At 39.3% G+C, this 16,317-nt stretch carries 9 protein-coding genes; 5 read left to right on the forward strand and 4 right to left on the reverse strand.

What is annotated here, in order from left to right; translation table 11 throughout:
* Window positions 1-83 precede the first annotated feature (83 nt).
* Complete coding sequence (gene uvrC / locus A379_RS01430; protein ID WP_051144881.1) at window positions 84-1,958, reverse strand: excinuclease ABC subunit UvrC; 1,875 nt, start codon at window positions 1,956-1,958, stop codon at window positions 84-86.
* A gap of 57 nt (window positions 1,959-2,015) precedes the next feature.
* Here uvrC and sppA point away from each other — a divergent pair, with 57 nt between their 5' ends.
* Window positions 2,016-2,969 carry a signal peptide peptidase SppA gene (sppA, locus tag A379_RS01435; protein WP_040725165.1) on the forward strand — a complete coding sequence of 318 codons (954 nt, stop codon included), beginning with the start codon at window positions 2,016-2,018 and terminating at the stop codon, window positions 2,967-2,969.
* A gap of 91 nt (window positions 2,970-3,060) precedes the next feature.
* On the opposite strand, the gene A379_RS01440 is transcribed toward sppA, so the two are convergent.
* The 3 genes from A379_RS01440 to A379_RS01450 all read right to left on the reverse strand — a co-directional run bounded on the left by A379_RS01440 (window position 3,061) and on the right by A379_RS01450 (window position 9,513).
* Window positions 3,061-4,998: a peptidoglycan-binding protein gene (locus A379_RS01440; RefSeq protein WP_040725167.1), complete on the reverse strand. Its 1,938-nt coding sequence runs from the start codon at window positions 4,996-4,998 to the stop codon at window positions 3,061-3,063.
* A gap of 132 nt (window positions 4,999-5,130) precedes the next feature.
* Window positions 5,131-7,704 (reverse strand): bifunctional aconitate hydratase 2/2-methylisocitrate dehydratase, encoded by a 2,574-nt coding sequence (gene acnB / locus A379_RS01445; protein ID WP_040725169.1) that lies wholly within the window; start codon window positions 7,702-7,704, stop codon window positions 5,131-5,133.
* 198 nt (window positions 7,705-7,902) lie between these two features.
* The gene (locus tag A379_RS01450; protein ID WP_040725171.1) at window positions 7,903-9,513 is read right to left on the reverse strand and encodes an NAD(P)/FAD-dependent oxidoreductase; all 1,611 of its coding nucleotides are present in this window, start codon (window positions 9,511-9,513) and stop codon (window positions 7,903-7,905) included.
* Window positions 9,514-9,742: 229 nt separating this feature from the next.
* Between A379_RS01450 and fdxA the strand changes: the two genes are divergently transcribed.
* The 4 genes from fdxA to A379_RS01470 all read left to right on the forward strand — a co-directional run bounded on the left by fdxA (window position 9,743) and on the right by A379_RS01470 (window position 16,314).
* On the forward strand, window positions 9,743-10,069 hold the full coding sequence (gene fdxA / locus A379_RS01455; protein WP_040725174.1) for a ferredoxin FdxA: 327 nt from the start codon (window positions 9,743-9,745) through the stop codon (window positions 10,067-10,069).
* A 289-nt stretch (window positions 10,070-10,358) separates the two neighbouring features.
* Window positions 10,359-13,277, forward strand: a complete 2,919-nt coding sequence (locus tag A379_RS12520) for a diguanylate cyclase (RefSeq protein WP_051144883.1) — start codon at window positions 10,359-10,361, stop codon at window positions 13,275-13,277.
* Between the two features lie 274 nt (window positions 13,278-13,551).
* Complete coding sequence (purB, locus tag A379_RS01465; protein WP_040725176.1) at window positions 13,552-14,952, forward strand: adenylosuccinate lyase; 1,401 nt, start codon at window positions 13,552-13,554, stop codon at window positions 14,950-14,952.
* A 192-nt stretch (window positions 14,953-15,144) separates the two neighbouring features.
* Entirely contained in the window at window positions 15,145-16,314 is a 1,170-nt protein-coding gene (locus A379_RS01470) for a cupin domain-containing protein (protein WP_040725178.1), read from the forward strand.
* Window positions 16,315-16,317 lie beyond the last annotated feature (3 nt).

A 16,317-nucleotide genomic window follows, 5' to 3' on the forward strand; every position in this document is an offset into this window, starting at 1 on the left:
CGCTTTATATCAGGTAAATAATGAAGTGAATATTATCATACCTAGAGACAGGCTTCTTAATTGAAATTAAATTTACGATTCTCTTACAGGCTACCATGGAAAAAGTCGTAAATCTTTTGTGCTTTTTCTAAGCTTATACCTTTGACCTTTTGCAATTCTGAAACCGAGGCTTCTTTCACCTCGCCTAAGCCACCAAAGTGCATGAGTAACAGTTTACGAGTTTTAGGGCCAACCCCCTCAATAGATTCTAAGCTAGACTGCGTTTGCGCTTTTGTTCTTTTAGCGCGATGAGAAGTAATGGCAAAGCGATGTGCTTCATCGCGAATATAGTTGATGAGGTGTAACGCAATATCGTCTGATTCTAAATCAATCCCTATAGAGTTGTGCGGTGTAAATAGAATTTCCAGGCCTGCCTTACGCCCCTCTCCCTTTGCAACCGAAACAAGAGGAACATGTTCTAACTCAAGCGACTTTAAAACATCAACCGCTTGATTAAGCTGGCCTTTACCACCATCTACAACAATTAAGTCTGGCAGAATTGCATTCTCTTTTTTTAAGCGAGCATAGCGTCTGCTCATCGCTTGGTGCATAGCCGCATAGTCATCGCCAGGCTGTATGCCCTCTATATTAAATTTTCGATAAGCTTGTGTATTGGGTATACCATCTTGAAACACCACACAGCTGGCTATGGTCATTTGCCCTTGTGTATGACTGATATCAAAACATTCCATATAATTGGGTGGATTAACCAAAGCGAGTGCTTCTTGTAAAGCCTGAACACGTTCTACCTGCGTTGCACGTTGTGTCATATGCTGTTTTAAGCCAGATTGTGCATTAGTCGATGCCAATTGCACCAATCCTTTATTAACTTGGTTATGCGCTATTTTTAAATAGACTTGACCATTACGCTGTTCTTTTAACCAGGCCTGTAAACTCTCTTTTTCATCTAATTCACAATCAAAGATAATTTCTGCTGGCACGGCGTGTTCTAAATAATGCTGGGTAACAAATGCAGACAGGACCTCTTGTTTTACAACACTATCAGATAATTTTGGAAAATAATGCTCACTTCCCCAAAGGTTTCCGCCTCGATACATCATTAAACACACGCAAACCTGCGAAGATTGCTCAGCAACCGCAATCACATCCATATCTTTTGCACCAGGTTGGTTAATCAAGTGCTGGCTTTGAATAGCTCTTAGAGCTGAAACTTGATCACGATAACGTGCTGCTTGCTCGAACTCTAAGCTTTCTGAGGCCTGTTCCATTTTAGAGCCAAGCTCTTCAATCACCTCAAAACTCTTACCTTGTAAAAAACCAAGTGTATGGCGTACATCTTCTTGGTAGGCTTCTTTAGAGATTAAGCCTTCCGCACAAGGACCAGAACACCGTTTTATTTGATATTGCAAACAAGGGCGTGAACGATGGTTAAAAACACTTTCGGCACACTGCCGAACAGGGAAAATCTTTTGTAAAGATTGTAATGTTTGATGAACTGCAGAAGCATTGGGAAAAGGGCCAAAATACTCTCCCACCCTTCTTTTAGCGCCACGATGATAACTTAATGAAGGAAACTCTTTTGCTGTTGAAACAAAGATATAAGGATAAGATTTATCATCCCTAAAAAGAATGTTGTACTTTGGCTTGTAGCGCTTTATTAAAGTATTTTCTAAAATAAAAGCTTCACTATCGGTGTCGGTTACCGTCACTTCTACACGTGCAATTTGCGGCACCATCTTGGCCGTCTTAATTTCATCATGCTGCTTTTTGAAATAACTCGAAACCCTACGTTTTAAGTTTTTAGCCTTACCAACATAGATAATTGTGCCTCTATCATTCAACATTCTGTAGACGCCTGGGCGTTCAGTTAATTGCTTTAAAAAGGCTTCAATATCGAAAGGCTCATTCGTTGGCTCAACGATATTTTCATCATTGTTAGGGATATTGTCTTGGGTCATAAATCAGAAACGGTTAGAATTAGTGGCTTATTAAACTTGCATTATAAAGGATAAAAAATGGATAAAGAGCCTCAAAATTCACAACAAGGCTTTAATCGCCTAGCTATTGCAGTGGAGTCTTTAGTAAAACAAGAACGCTGGAGTAGACGTTTTGCTAACTTTCTTAAGTTAGCGGTCACAGGATACATCGTGTTTTTTATCTATATTGCTTCACAAAATATTACCTCAAGTGATGAGTTTGAAAGCCTTTCAAATGCTAAAGAACATGTTGCGGTTGTTAAACTTGATGGCGCCATTATGCCTGGAACACAAACCAGCGCTGAAAAGATGAAGCCTCTTTTAAGAGAAGCCTTTAAAAACCCGCAGAGTAAAGCCGTGGTACTTTTGGCCAACTCCCCAGGTGGAAGCCCTGTTCAATCGTCCTTAATTAACGATGAAATTGAACGCTTAAAAGCCAAGTTCAATAAACCTGTTTATGTTGTTGTTGAAGATTTATGCGCCTCGGGTTGTTATTACATTGCCGTAGCCGCAGATAAAATTTACGCCAATGAAAGCTCTATGGTTGGTTCTATTGGTGTCAGAATGGACACTTTTGGCTTTACTGGCTTAATGGAAAAAATTGGCGTTGAAAACCGCTCAATGCACGCAGGTGAACACAAAACTTTTATTGATCCATTCAGTGATAAAGATGAAGCTGGTCGCCAATTCTTTCAAGAACATGTATTGGAACGTACCCACCAACAGTTTATTGCGGCTGTGCGTAAAGGCCGTGGTGATCGTATTAAAGAAACCAAAGAGACTTATACTGGTCTAGTTTGGCTAGGTGATGAAGCCACAGAAATTGGCTTGATTGATGGCTTAGGTGATTTGGGCATGGTCGCCCGAGAGGTTGTTGGTACTGAAAACATTCGTTTTTATGAAACCAAAAAGACCGTATTTGAAGAGATGTTAGGTGATATTGGAACACAAACAGCGAGTAAACTAGCGCTTTACCTCTCAACCATGCATTAACAAAAACTATACGCCATAACAACGAAAAGCCCACTTTATACGTGGGCTTTTTTGTACATTACAAATAATTAACTAAGAAACAGATAGATTATTACTTCTTAATAAACACCCCTAAATGCTCTAGAGTTTCAATCGTTAATTGACCATAGGCTAAGCCATTCGCTTGTTGATAAGCTTTGACTGCATCCAGAGTGTTTACTCCCCAAATACCATCAATTAAAACGTTCTCACCAACAGATAATGGTTTTAAATACCCCTGATCACGCAAAGCCGTTTGTAGCCTAGTTATTAACTTTTGAGAACGGTTCATTTTACATAATGTTGCTCTAAACTCTTTATCGTTACCATAAGTGATGTCACCACTTTCAGAGCGCTCTGGAATAACCGAACGAGCAGCACAGCGCCATAGTTTGAATGTACCAATATAAGCATAGACTTCTGGTTTAGAGTTGTTAGGCACAAATGTTTTAGCATCAAACTCTTTATTAACAGGCTCAATAAGCAGTGGAACAAACTTAACTTCATTCTGAGTTATAGCGAGCTCTCCCACGTTTTCTTGCACATTTTCTTGCACATTTTCTTGCACATTTTCTTGCACGTTTTCTTGCACATTTTCTTGCAGTCTTTCTTGTTGCTTTTCGTGTGTGACCTCATTGTTCTTAGCTAGCTCAACACCAGTTAATTCAGTTTTTTGCAGTTGATTAGTTGAACTCTTCTCTATTTTAGGTGCTGAAACCACCCTATCTGCAGTCGGTTTAAATACACCAATGTGTTCAAGAGATTCGATAGTTAACTGACCATACAGCAAGCCATACGCAGCCTGATATTTTTTAAGAGCCTCTAGTGTTGGCTTACCCCAAGTACCATCAACGAGTATATCTTTTGGTGTTTCGCCATCACGCAAAAAGCCTTTTTCATAGAGCTCATATTGTAAATCTGTCATCGTCGCTTGATCACGACTCATTTTACACAGGGTTGCACTCAACTCTTCTTGCGTAGAATAGGTCCACTTACCATTTTCAGCTGGCTGTGCAACCAGCGCATTTGCCGCACAACGAAAATAGCTTGCGCCACCGACTTTCTGATATAACTGAGGCTTTCTTGATTTTGGTACTATCTTTTCAACCATTCGAACCGTCTTAGCGGCTGGAGTGCTTTCGACTAATTCATCACCACTCGCTTCTTCTAACGAATTCACTTTTTCCTCAATTGGCTCCATATTTACTGGCTCAACATTGGTTACGTTCTTACTCGTTTCAGTTACTTGGCTTTCAGCAAGGCTTTCACTCTCTTCTAACGACTCATCAATTTGTATATCAGCAACAGGTTGAATGCTATTAACGCCCAACATAGTGGCTTCTTTTGGTGTGAACACGCCTATATGCTCAAGTGTTTCGATAGTCATTTGACCAAACAAGAGACCATGATCTAATTGATATTTTTTAACAGCCTCCAAAGTGGTTTCACCCCAAACTCCATCAACCAACTGCTCTTTTGTTAAACGATCCGATTGTAAATAGCCCTGTGAATACAGCTTCTCTTGTAAAGAGAGCATGGCTCTATGGTCACGACTTTTTTTACATAAAGTTGCACTGAGTTCTTTTCTATCTGGTTGATACATCCAGCCCGCTTTTTTATCACCCTCGGCAACAAGAGCGTTGGCCGCACACCGATAATAAACAATCCCCTCTTGCTCACGATAGATCACTGGCTTACGAGAAGTAGGAATAATCTTATGAACCTGCTTTTCTTCTTGCTGTATAACGACAGATTCTGTCTTACGAAAGGTTTGCTGTGCTTTTTGTCTATTTAGGATTTCATTAAAAACACTTTTTTGCTGAGCCTGGCGCCCTAATTCTTTTTGGATTCTACTGCGTTCTTCTGCTCTTACTCTTTCAATCAGTATATCGATTTCAGCTTGAGTGAAGACGGTACCATTTTGATCACTTTCATTAATATCGGAAGTTGCGCTACAACCCAATACAAACAAAGACAATAATGAAACTGAGGACCATTTAAGAAAATGCATACACGACCTTATAGAAATAGTTATAAAACAGAATTAAGTTAACAGTAATGCATTGTATTACTTGTGTGTTATAAAAAAAAGGCGGTTAAAGAATCTCTTTAACCGCCTTTTTTAGAAGAGTCTAACTTAGATTTAAGCGACCGCGACACCAATATCTGATAAGTTTTTTGGTGACTCAACTTCATAATCAGCCATCTCATCAAACTGCAAGTAACGGTAAACATCATCGGCCATGGTGTTTAACATGGCTACATTATCCATATACTCTTGAACCGTTGGAATTCGACCTAATGCAGAACACACAGCGGCCAACTCTGCAGAACCCAAATAAACGTTTGCTCCATTACCTAAACGGTTTGGAAAGTTACGAGTAGAGGTTGAGAACACGGTTGCACCATCCGCAACACGAGCTTGGTTACCCATACATAATGAACAACCAGGCATCTCAGTACGTGCACCAACTCGGCCGTAAATGCTGTAATAGCCCTCTTCAATAAGCTGGCGCTCATCCATTTTAGTTGGCGGTGCAATCCATAAACGAGTTGGCACATTACCCATGCTTTCAAGTACCTTACCTGCTGCACGATAGTGGCCAATGTTAGTCATACAAGAACCAATAAACACTTCATCAATTTTAGTATTGACGACATCAGACATTAACTTCACATCATCAGGGTCATTCGGGCATGCAACAATTGGTTCTTTAATCTCATTCAAGTCAATCTCAATCACTTCTGCATATTGTGCGTCAGCATCGGCTGATAGTAGCTCTGGATTATCAATCCACGCTTGCATCTCATCGCGACGACGTAACAGAGTACGTGCATCCGCATAACCGTTTTCAACCATCCAGTCGATTAACGCCATATTTGACTTTAGGTACTCAATAATTGGCTCTTCAGCAAGTTTAACCACACACCCATTGGCAGAACGTTCGGCAGAAGCATCCGAAAGTTCAAAGGCCTGTTCTACTTTCAAGTGTTCAAGCCCTTCAATCTCTAATACACGGCCGTTAAAGCAGTTAATTTTACCTTTCTTCTCAACCGTCATTAAACCGTCTTGAATCGCTTGGTAAGGGATGGCATTGACTAAATCACGTAACGTAATACCTGGTTGCATTTCACCTTTAAAACGCACCAATACCGATTCAGGCATATTTAAAGGCATTACCCCTAAAGCCGCACCAAAAGCGACCAGGCCTGAGCCTGCTGGGAAAGAGATACCAATTGGAAAACGGGTATGTGAATCACCACCTGTACCGACTGTATCAGGTAATAAAAGACGGTTTAACCATGAGTGAATAACACCATCACCTGGGCGTAAAGCCACTCCACCACGGCTTGTCATAAAGTCTGGTAAAGAGTGCTGTAATGTAATATCAACAGGCTTAGGATAAGCCGCTGTATGACAGAAAGATTGCATCACTAAATCGGCAGAAAAACCTAAACAAGCTAACTCTTTCATCTCATCACGCGTCATTGCACCAGTCGTATCTTGAGAACCCACCGTTGTCATACGAGGTTCACAGAACATACCAGGGCGAACCCCTTCAATACCACACGCTTTACCCACCATTTTTTGTGCAAGAGTGTAGCCATGGTCTGCTTGAGATTTGTCTTGTGGACGAATAAACACATCAGAAGGTGTTAAGCCCATTGCTAGACGCGCTTTATCAGTTAGACCACGCCCAATAATTAATGGTACACGGCCACCAGCACGAACTTCATCTGGCATGGTATCAGGTGCAAGTTCAAACCTTGAAATGATTTCACCCGCTTCGTTTGTGACTTTACCTTCATAAGGGTAGATGGTAATGACATCACCCATATTCATTGAGCTTACATCACACTCAATCGGTAACGAACCTGAATCTTCTGCCGTATTAAAGAAAATTGGTGCGATTTTGCCACCTAATACCACACCACCTTGGCGCTTGTTTGGTACGAAAGGAATGTCTTCCCCAAAGAACCACATGACCGAGTTCATTGCCGATTTACGAGAAGAACCCGTACCCACAACATCACCCACATAAGCAACAGGATGACCTTTTGCTTTGAGTGAATCCATAACATCACCCACATTTTCAATACGTGAGGCTAGCATCTCTTTAGCGTGTAATGGAATATCTGGACGAGACCAAGCTGCCGTTGCAGGAGAAAGATCGTCTGTATTGGTTTCACCTTCCACTTTAAAAACAGTAACAGTGATTTTTTCAGGCATTTTAGGTTTTGCTGTAAACCATTCAGCATCCGCCCACGACTGCATTACCTGCTTAGCGTAATCATTAGAATCCGCTTTTTCAGCTACATCATGATACGCTTCATAAACCAATAACGTTTTAGAAAGCGCTTTAACCGCCTCAGCGGCAACCGCAGAGTTTGAGCTGTCTAATAAACTGATTAAAGGCTGGACGTTATATCCACCTAACATCGTACCCAATAAAAAAGTCGCTTTTTCTGGCGTAATTAAATCAACAGCAATATTTCCATTAGCCACATCAGCCAAGAATCCTGCTTTTACATAAGAAGCCTCATCTACCCCAGGAGGTACACGATTCGTTAATAAGTCTAAAACAAACTCCGCATCACCCGCTGGCGGGTTTTTGATTAACTCAACCACTTGTGCGGTTTGTTCTGCGTTTAACGGTAGAGGTGGAATACCTTGCTCTGCACGTTCTGCTACATGACTACGATAGGCTTCTAACATAGAGAAATTCTCCTAAAATGATAATTCAAATTTAATTGGCCAAATTTTACCACATTAGCGTATTTAATAAGCCCAATTAATATGTGATTGACTGGATTTGTTCGTTTAAAACAACCAGGCCTGGTAGCTTTAAACTAATTGAAGTAAAAGTTTGTAAAAGCATTGAAGATGTTTATTAACGACTTACATTCACGACTTTTATTTATTTTTTTCATTTATGGCAAGCGCCATCGCCTCAGCCACCTTAATTCCATCAATGGCGGCAGACATAATGCCACCCGCATAACCAGCACCTTCTCCTGCTGGGTATAAACCTTTCACGTTTACGCTTTGGTAATCAGCACCACGTTTAATACACACTGGAGAAGAGGTTCTGGTTTCAACCCCTGTTAACAAGGCATCTTTTCTGGCGAAACCTTTAATCTTTTTATTAAACGCTGGTATTGCTTCTTGCAATGCCTCACGACAATACTCTGGCAAAATTTGTGTTAAATCAGTGAGTTTTACGCCTGGTTTATAAGAGGGCTCAACGTTACCCAAATGGTCAGATGGCTTGTTAGACAAATAATCCCCCACTAGCTGTGCAGGGGCATCGTAATTTTCACCACCTAATTTATAGGCTGCACTTTCGAGCTGACGCTGTAACTCAATGCCAGCCAATGGGCTATCGCTGGGGTAATCTTTTGGATCAATACCCACTACAAGTGCCGCATTAGCATTACGTTCATTACGTGAATACTGGCTCATTCCGTTGGTCACCACTCGGTTCTCTTCCGAAGTCGCCGCCACCACAGTGCCTCCAGGACACATACAAAAACTATAAACCGAACGCCCGTTTTTACAGTGATGTACTAACTTGTAATCAGCCGCACCCAAAATAGGGTTACCTGCATTTTTACCAAATAACACTTCATCAATGGACGATTGATTATGCTCAACCCTAAAACCGATTGAGAAGGGTTTTGCTTCAAGATACACGCCTTTTTCATACAGCATTTCAAAGGTATCACGAGCACTGTGGCCTGTAGCTAAAGCAATGTATTTTGACTTTATCTCTTCGCCATTCGCCAAAGTCAGTCCTGTCACTTGCCCGTCTTCAATATGCAAATCATCTACACGTGAGTTAAAACGAATCTCGCCACCTAATTCAATCAATTTGGCACGCATTTTCTCAACCATCGCCACTAACTTAAAGGTACCGATATGCGGCTTACTCACATATAAAATTTCTTCTGGTGCACCCGCCTCTACAAAGTCACTCATCACTTTACGGCCATAGTGTTTTTTATCTTTAATTTGTGTCCAGAGTTTGCCGTCCGAGAACGTACCTGCTCCACCTTCACCAAACTGCACATTCGATTCGGTATTTAAGGTTTTAGAACGCCAAAAACCAAACGTATCTTTGGTGCGCTCACGCACCTCTTTACCACGATCCAGCACAATCGGTTTATAACCCATCTCAGCCAATACCAGGCCTGCAAAAATGCCACAAGGGCCAAAACCAACCACCACAGGTCGCTCGGTTAAGTTCTCTGGTGCTTTAGCCACATACTTATAAGTCATATCAGGTGTGACTCTGATATTTTGATTATCTTTGTTCGCGTTAAGCACAGCATCGTCATTACGAGTAGATGCATCAATGGTATATAACAAACTAATTTGATTTTTGCTTCTGGCGTCAAATCCACGTCTAAAAACCGTAAAATCAAGCAGTTGATTTTCCTGAATATCCAGCGCGGATAAAATCGCTTTTTTAAGTTCAGTTTCTTTATGGTCTAAAGGGAGTTTGATATTGGTGATACGAATCATGGGATATCCAAATTTATGTTACTTAGTTATAGTAAAAATAAATGAAAAACGAATGAAAAACGAAACTCTAAAGAGCTCTTTAGGCTGTCTAAATCAGTATTTAAGGTTGCATTTTATACTTCATAAAGTAATATAATCGCACCTTAATTTTAGACGTTAGTTCGGTTTCAACTTGCAGTATAAAGCGCAAATTTTAGCAGAATTTAACCCAATATAGCGAAGAAAGAATATGGCCTTTGTCGTTACCGAAAATTGCATTAAATGTAAATACACCGATTGTGTGGCTGTGTGCCCTGTTGATGCGTTTCATGAAGGGCCTAACTTTTTAGCGATAAATCCTGAGATTTGCATAGATTGCGACCTATGTTCACCTGAATGCCCTGCCGAGGCGATTTTTCAAGAAGATGCTCTGCCAGAAGGCATGCAACATTACCGCCAAATGAATAAAGATTTAGCGCAGATTTGGCCAGTAATTACCGAGGTGATTCCTGCTCCTGCTGACGCTGATGAATGGGATGGTGTTGCAGACAAAGAACAATATTTAATTATTGAATAAAGATAAACAACCTACAACACACCCTTAGCCACATTAACAACACTCCTCCCTTTTTACTTGAGTTACCAGGCCTGGTCATTTGATAGGTGTCAATGTAAACTAAAAACAGGCATTACTCTAGGGTTTTAGCTTTTACTAAAATAACATTTACCTGTATCAATAAAAGAACTCTTTTTATTAAAAAAGCACTATAAATAATCTAACGCAAGAATAAAACACAAAAAATTTCTTTTAGGGCAAATATTGGCTAGACTTAAGAAAATTCAATTAGAAAAGCACCTCAAACGCCATGCTACAATCTAAAAACTTAAAATATCTGGCTCTCCCACTATTACTAATCATAATAACAATATGGCTTGGTCAACAGTATAAAAAAGCTCAAACTCAAACCCTTGAACAACAAAAATTCAAACATCTCAGCCGTAGCATTCAATCTCAGCTTACAACCTTAATTGCCGAAAAACAAAGCGCTACAAATACCCTAGCAATTACACTAACTCAAGACAAAGACATTGCTTATGCCTTTAAAAACCCCAAAAACTACTTAGATTATTTAAAGAAGCTCACCCAACGCTTAAAGCAATCAACAGACTATAAAAATGTTTGGATTCAACTCATTTCTGTTCAAGGTAAAAGTTTGGCTAGAACCTGGTCAGACGACAAAGGTGAAGACCTATCAAAAATTCGGGTTGACGTGAAACAAATGATAAAAAACCCTCAGGCAAAATCGACTATTAGCGTAGGTAAGTTTGATTTGAGCTTTAAATCCATGGTTCCAATATATAACGATAATCAGCAATTTATTGGCATTATTGAAGTCATTACCCACTTCAATTCAATTGCCGAAAAACTCCAAGCGAACAAATTATTACCCGTTTTTGCCGTCAACCAGCATTTTAAGTCACAACTTAAAATGCCTTTTACAAACATTTTTGCAGGTGACCATTATGTGGCTAATAAAAATGCTAGCCCGCAATTAATTGAATTAATAACCAGTAAAGGCTTGTCACATTTCATTTCGGAAAGCCAACCCTATGTGATGGATAGGGAAAATAAATTCTTAGTCATTCATCAAGCGTTATTTGATAACAACAATAACTTGTTGGCAGATTTATTAGTTTTTAAACCCTTAAACTTAATCGATTTAAGTGCGATTAATGAGATGAAAAACAATATTAATTTGCTCATGATATTGGCTATTTTAATTATTGTTTTTGCAACCTATTTTTTAAAAAATCGTAACCTTATTGGCTCTTTGAAAACAGCCGATGAAAGTAAATTTAAACAACGGTTTTTAACGCTCTATATACTATTAGTTATTGCCTATACAGGCTTCATAACCTGGAGTTATCAATCAACTGAAGCGAATTTCATAAAATCCTATAACCTTGAAATTGAACGCGACTATGCCATTTTTTATGAAAAACTAGAAACGCTCTCTTTGGTCACACTCCAAAACATCATCCAACGCCCTGAAATCAATCGATTAATGAGTGATGCTTATGGCTCTGCAAAACAAAAAGAGCAGGCTAGAACAGCATTATTTAACCTATTAAAAGATGAATATGAAGGATTAAAAGCCTTTGACATTAAGCAACTCCACTTTCATTTAAAAAACAATGAAAGTTTTTTGAGATTTCATCGACCTGAAAAATATGGTGATAATTTAACAGGCATTAGACAGGGTGTTGAGTGGGTTAACAGCCACAATGAACCTTTTCAAGGTTTTGAAGAAGGTCGAATATTCAACGGTTTTCGTTATGTTTATCCCATTTCACACATCAATATAACAGGCCAAACTGAGCACTTAGGAAGTGTTGAAATTTCATTTACGGCGCATGCTATTGCTAAAGAGTTTGCAAATTTCAGACATGCTAGAACAGGTTTTATTATTAAAAAATCACTGGTGGAAAAAAACGTATTCACTTCAGAGTTAGATAACTATATACCAAGTGAGTTAACCCACTTTTTGGCTGAAAAACAAGTCACTCAAGCTCTCATTTCAGAAGGCATCGCAACCAACTTACAAAACTTTTCAAAAGAACAATTGTCTCAAATATCTCATCAAATTAATCGTGGTGCTGTCTTCTCCATACAACCTGCAAATTCTCACATTAACCAAAATATTTTATTTAGTTTTATCCCGATAAAAAATACGTTCAATGAGGAAGTATCTGCGGCCATAATCATTCAAAAAGAGAGCCCTTCTTTACTGTTTCAAAAACAATTACACTTTATTTTGTTACTGTCTGGCCTAGCGTTAATCTCTTTTTTGGTTATTTTTATCTTCAAAGAATCTTTGAATACAAAACGCTATAAACATTTATCGTCTACCACTCAACAAATTCTTGACAGCCAAGAATCCATTATCTTAGTCACGAATGGACAATATCCAGACTACGTTAACCAAGCTTTTTTAAGCTTCTTTAACTACCCTAATTTAAATGCTTTTTTGAAAAAACATACCTGTGTATGTGAGCTGTTTGAAGAGGATGAACGATTTTTTCACCTAGGAAAGCTATCAAAATCTCAACATAATCGTTGGCCTGAATTCATTCTCAAATTGCCCAGCAACAAACGAATGGTATGCCTATTAGATAAGAAGCAAAATCCCGTTATTTTTTCACTACTGATAAAGCCCTTTGACAACAGCTATATCTTTAACTTTGTTGATATTACAGACACCATGAAAGAGCATTTTTTAATGGAATCCAAAGCCATTCACGACCCTCTCACTCAAGCGTATAATCGTCAATACTTTGAAACAATATCGCCCAACATCATCAAGAGCACTCAAAACGAGAAAAGAAAGCTTGGAGCCCTATTTTTAGACATAGACCACTTTAAAAAAATCAACGACACCTATGGACATGCCACAGGTGACCGTGTACTGAAACAATTAGTCGATATTATTCATAACCACATTCGCTCACAAGATGTATTAATTCGTTGGGGTGGTGAAGAATTTTTAATACTAATAAGCGTCCACTCTTTTGAGGATCTTGCTGTCAAAGCGGAAAAACTTCGCTTGACCATTTCTTCAAGCCGCTTTAAAGACGTTAATCTAATCACATCCAGTATAGGCATAGCGCTTTATCAAGAGAATGAAAGCCTAGACGACTTCATTGCTAGAGCAGATAAAGCCCTATATCAGGCAAAGACTCAAGGACGAAACCGTATCTTTCCAAAAAGTGACCTTGTTGATTAACCAATTTTAAAATCCTATTGGTTTTAGTCGCCATTAAACACACTTACAATAAGTATGAATAAAGTAAATGTGGCTTTAAAAGCCACTGTTTTATTAAATCAGGTAACAAAAAATTCAACCAGGCCTGGTAATTCTTTCTGGTAATTCTTTATTAGCCTTTAACATCTCCATAAACCCAAAAACTCAACCTCTTTAATATCAAACTACTAGCCTTTTTAGGGTATAATTTCCGCCATTAAATTTAGCTCACTGTGTGATTAAAGGAACTTAACTTATGCAACTTTCAGAATTAACCGCAATTTCTCCTGTCGATGGTCGTTATGGCGCACGTTTAGATAATTTAAAAGAAATTTTTAGTGAATTTGGTTTAATTAAAAACCGTGTAAAAGTCGAAGTTTTTTGGTTACGTATGTTGGCAAACCATCCTGGTTTTCCTGAAATTCCAAAGTTAAGTTCTGAAGCTGAAAACCACCTAATCAAATTGGTGGATGAGTTCACCTTAGAGATGGCGCAGCGTGTTAAAGAGATTGAGCGCACTACTAACCACGACGTTAAAGCGGTTGAATACCTAATTAAAGAACACTTTGCCAGTAATGATGAGTTAATGGCGGTGTCTGAGTTTGTACACTTTGCTTGTACTTCAGAAGACATCAATAACCTGTCTTATGCCCTAATGCTGAAAGACGCGCGTGAATTTGCGATTATTCCTGAGATGGATAAGCTAATTGCTAAAGTGGTTGAGATGAGTGTTGAAATGGCTGACATTCCGATGATGGCTCGTACCCATGGTCAGCCAGCCTCTCCTACTTCAGCAGGTAAAGAGTGGGCTAACGTGGCTTACCGTTTACAGCGTCAAGCTAAGCAGTTAATGAATGTGCAAATCATGGGTAAAATCAATGGTGCAACAGGTAACTATAATGCCCACCTAGCCTCATACCCAGATGTTAATTGGTATGAGCTTTCTGAGCAGTTTGTACAAAGCTTAGGTCTTCTTTGGAACCCTTACACCACTCAGATTGAACCACATGATTACATTGCTGAATATTTCCATGCAATGTCTCGTTTCAATACCATCCTTATCGATTTTGACCGTGATGTTTGGAGTTACATTTCGGTTGGTTTCTTCAAACAAAAAACGGTTGCGGGTGAGATTGGTTCTTCGGCTATGCCACACAAAGTTAACCCAATCGACTTTGAAAACTCAGAAGGTAACTTAGGGATTGCTAATGCCATCTTTGAACACCTTGCGATGAAACTGCCTATCTCAAGATGGCAGCGTGATTTAACGGACTCGACCGTTTTACGTAACCTAGGCGTGGGTGTGGCTCATACTATGATCTCTTTGCAAGCGACCATGAAAGGTTTAGGTAAATTAGAAGTCAACGCAGAAGCGATGGCTCAAGACTTAGACAGCAACTGGGAAGTCTTAGCCGAAGCGATTCAAACAGTGATGCGTCGTCACGGTTTTGAAAAACCTTATGAGAAGCTAAAAGATTTAACTCGTGGACAGCGTGTTAACAAAGAGATCATGCAAAACTTTGTAGATGGTTTGGATGGTTTACCAGAAGACGCTAAACAGTATTTACGTGATTTAACGCCTGGTACCTATATTGGTAATGCCGCACAGCAAGCTCAAAACATAGAGTTAGCAATCACAATGTTAAAGGCAAGATAATCTAGGTTAACCACGAAGACACGAAGTCACAAAGTTTTTTTAAAAAGTTATGACTTCGTTCTTCAAGGTTAACAAGTTTTATATTTTCACCACAAACACCCTTTCTACAACACCTACCCTAACTTTAAAATTCTTAAAACTTCGTGTCTTCGTGACTTCGTGGTTCAATAAAAACCTTAGAGAATATTGATTATGATTCAGTTTCAAGATATTGATTTACAAACTTTTCTTTCAGACTATTGGCAAAAAAAGCCGTTAGTGATTCGTGGTGCTTTGCCTGATTTTGAAACGCCTGTTTCTGCCGAAGAGTTAGCTGGTCTTTCTTTAGAAGAGGAAGTTGAAAGCCGAATTGTGATTCAAAATGGTGAAAAAGATTATCAACTGCTTAAAGGCCCTTTTGATGAATCAACCTATGAAAACCTGCCTGAAAAGAATTGGACTTTATTGATTCAAGGTATGGATCGTTTAGTGCCAGAAGTCACCGATATTTTAAATGACTTTGACTTTTTACCTCGCTGGCGAATTGATGACATTATGATTAGTTATGCCACCAGAGGTGGAAACGTTGGCCCACACTTTGACCATTACGATGTGTTTTTACTGCAAGCCGCAGGTAAACGTAATTGGAAACTCACCTCGCAAGACTGCTCTGAAGATAACTATATTCAAGGTGTCGATTTACGTTTAATGGAAACATTTAAAGTCGAAGAAGATTACGTATTTGAAAAAGGCGATATTCTCTATATTCCACCTAAATGGGGACATCACGGTGTTGCTTTAGATGATGAATGCATGACCTACTCTATTGGTTACCGTACTTATCGCGGACAAGAGCTTTGGGATAGCTTTGGCGACCATCTATCGGAGATGGGAAGTTTTAAAGACTTGTACATTGACCCAATTTGGCCAGAAAACCTCAACCCAGGTGAAATTACCGATGCGGCTAGCGAGCAAGCTCAAACCCTGTTACAAAACGTATTACAAGATAAAACCCTAATGAAAACCTGGTTTGGCCGTTTTGCCACTCAGTTAGACCAAGTGGCGGCTCAACAACTGCCAGAACCGTTAACAGAAGAAGAAACTCCAGATATTGAAGACTTTATCGGAGCGCTACAGGTTGAACCAGGCCTGGTAAAAGACCCTGTTTGTCGTTTTGCTTACGCGGTTATTGAAAATGAAACCAAACTGTATATTAACGGTGCCATTTGGGAAACCTTTGGGGCAAGTGATAAATTCATTGCCCAACTGGCAAATCAATCGTTTTTAACCCAAGAAGCCATTATGTTGGCTGGCGAGAATGAAGGTAATATCAAACTGTTGTTTGATTTATGGAAGTTACAGTATTTAGTGTTTATTGAGTAATAT

This window comes from Thiomicrorhabdus sp. Kp2 (genome assembly GCF_000478585.1).
In the GTDB taxonomy this organism is placed as follows: Bacteria; Pseudomonadota; Gammaproteobacteria; order Thiomicrospirales; family Thiomicrospiraceae; genus Thiomicrorhabdus.

Excerpts from the sequence above, each read along its gene's own strand:
- uvrC (WP_051144881.1), bottom strand. The coding sequence starts at position 1,958 with ATGACCCAAGACAATATCCCTAACAATGATGAAAATATCGTTGAGCCA.
- sppA (WP_040725165.1), top strand. The coding sequence starts at position 2,016 with ATGGATAAAGAGCCTCAAAATTCACAACAAGGCTTTAATCGCCTAGCT.
- A379_RS01440 (WP_040725167.1), bottom strand. The coding sequence starts at position 4,998 with ATGCATTTTCTTAAATGGTCCTCAGTTTCATTATTGTCTTTGTTTGTA.
- acnB (WP_040725169.1), bottom strand. The coding sequence starts at position 7,704 with ATGTTAGAAGCCTATCGTAGTCATGTAGCAGAACGTGCAGAGCAAGGT.
- A379_RS01450 (WP_040725171.1), bottom strand. The coding sequence starts at position 9,513 with ATGATTCGTATCACCAATATCAAACTCCCTTTAGACCATAAAGAAACT.
- fdxA (WP_040725174.1), top strand. The coding sequence starts at position 9,743 with ATGGCCTTTGTCGTTACCGAAAATTGCATTAAATGTAAATACACCGAT.
- A379_RS12520 (WP_051144883.1), top strand. The coding sequence starts at position 10,359 with ATGCTACAATCTAAAAACTTAAAATATCTGGCTCTCCCACTATTACTA.
- purB (WP_040725176.1), top strand. The coding sequence starts at position 13,552 with ATGCAACTTTCAGAATTAACCGCAATTTCTCCTGTCGATGGTCGTTAT.
- A379_RS01470 (WP_040725178.1), top strand. The coding sequence starts at position 15,145 with ATGATTCAGTTTCAAGATATTGATTTACAAACTTTTCTTTCAGACTAT.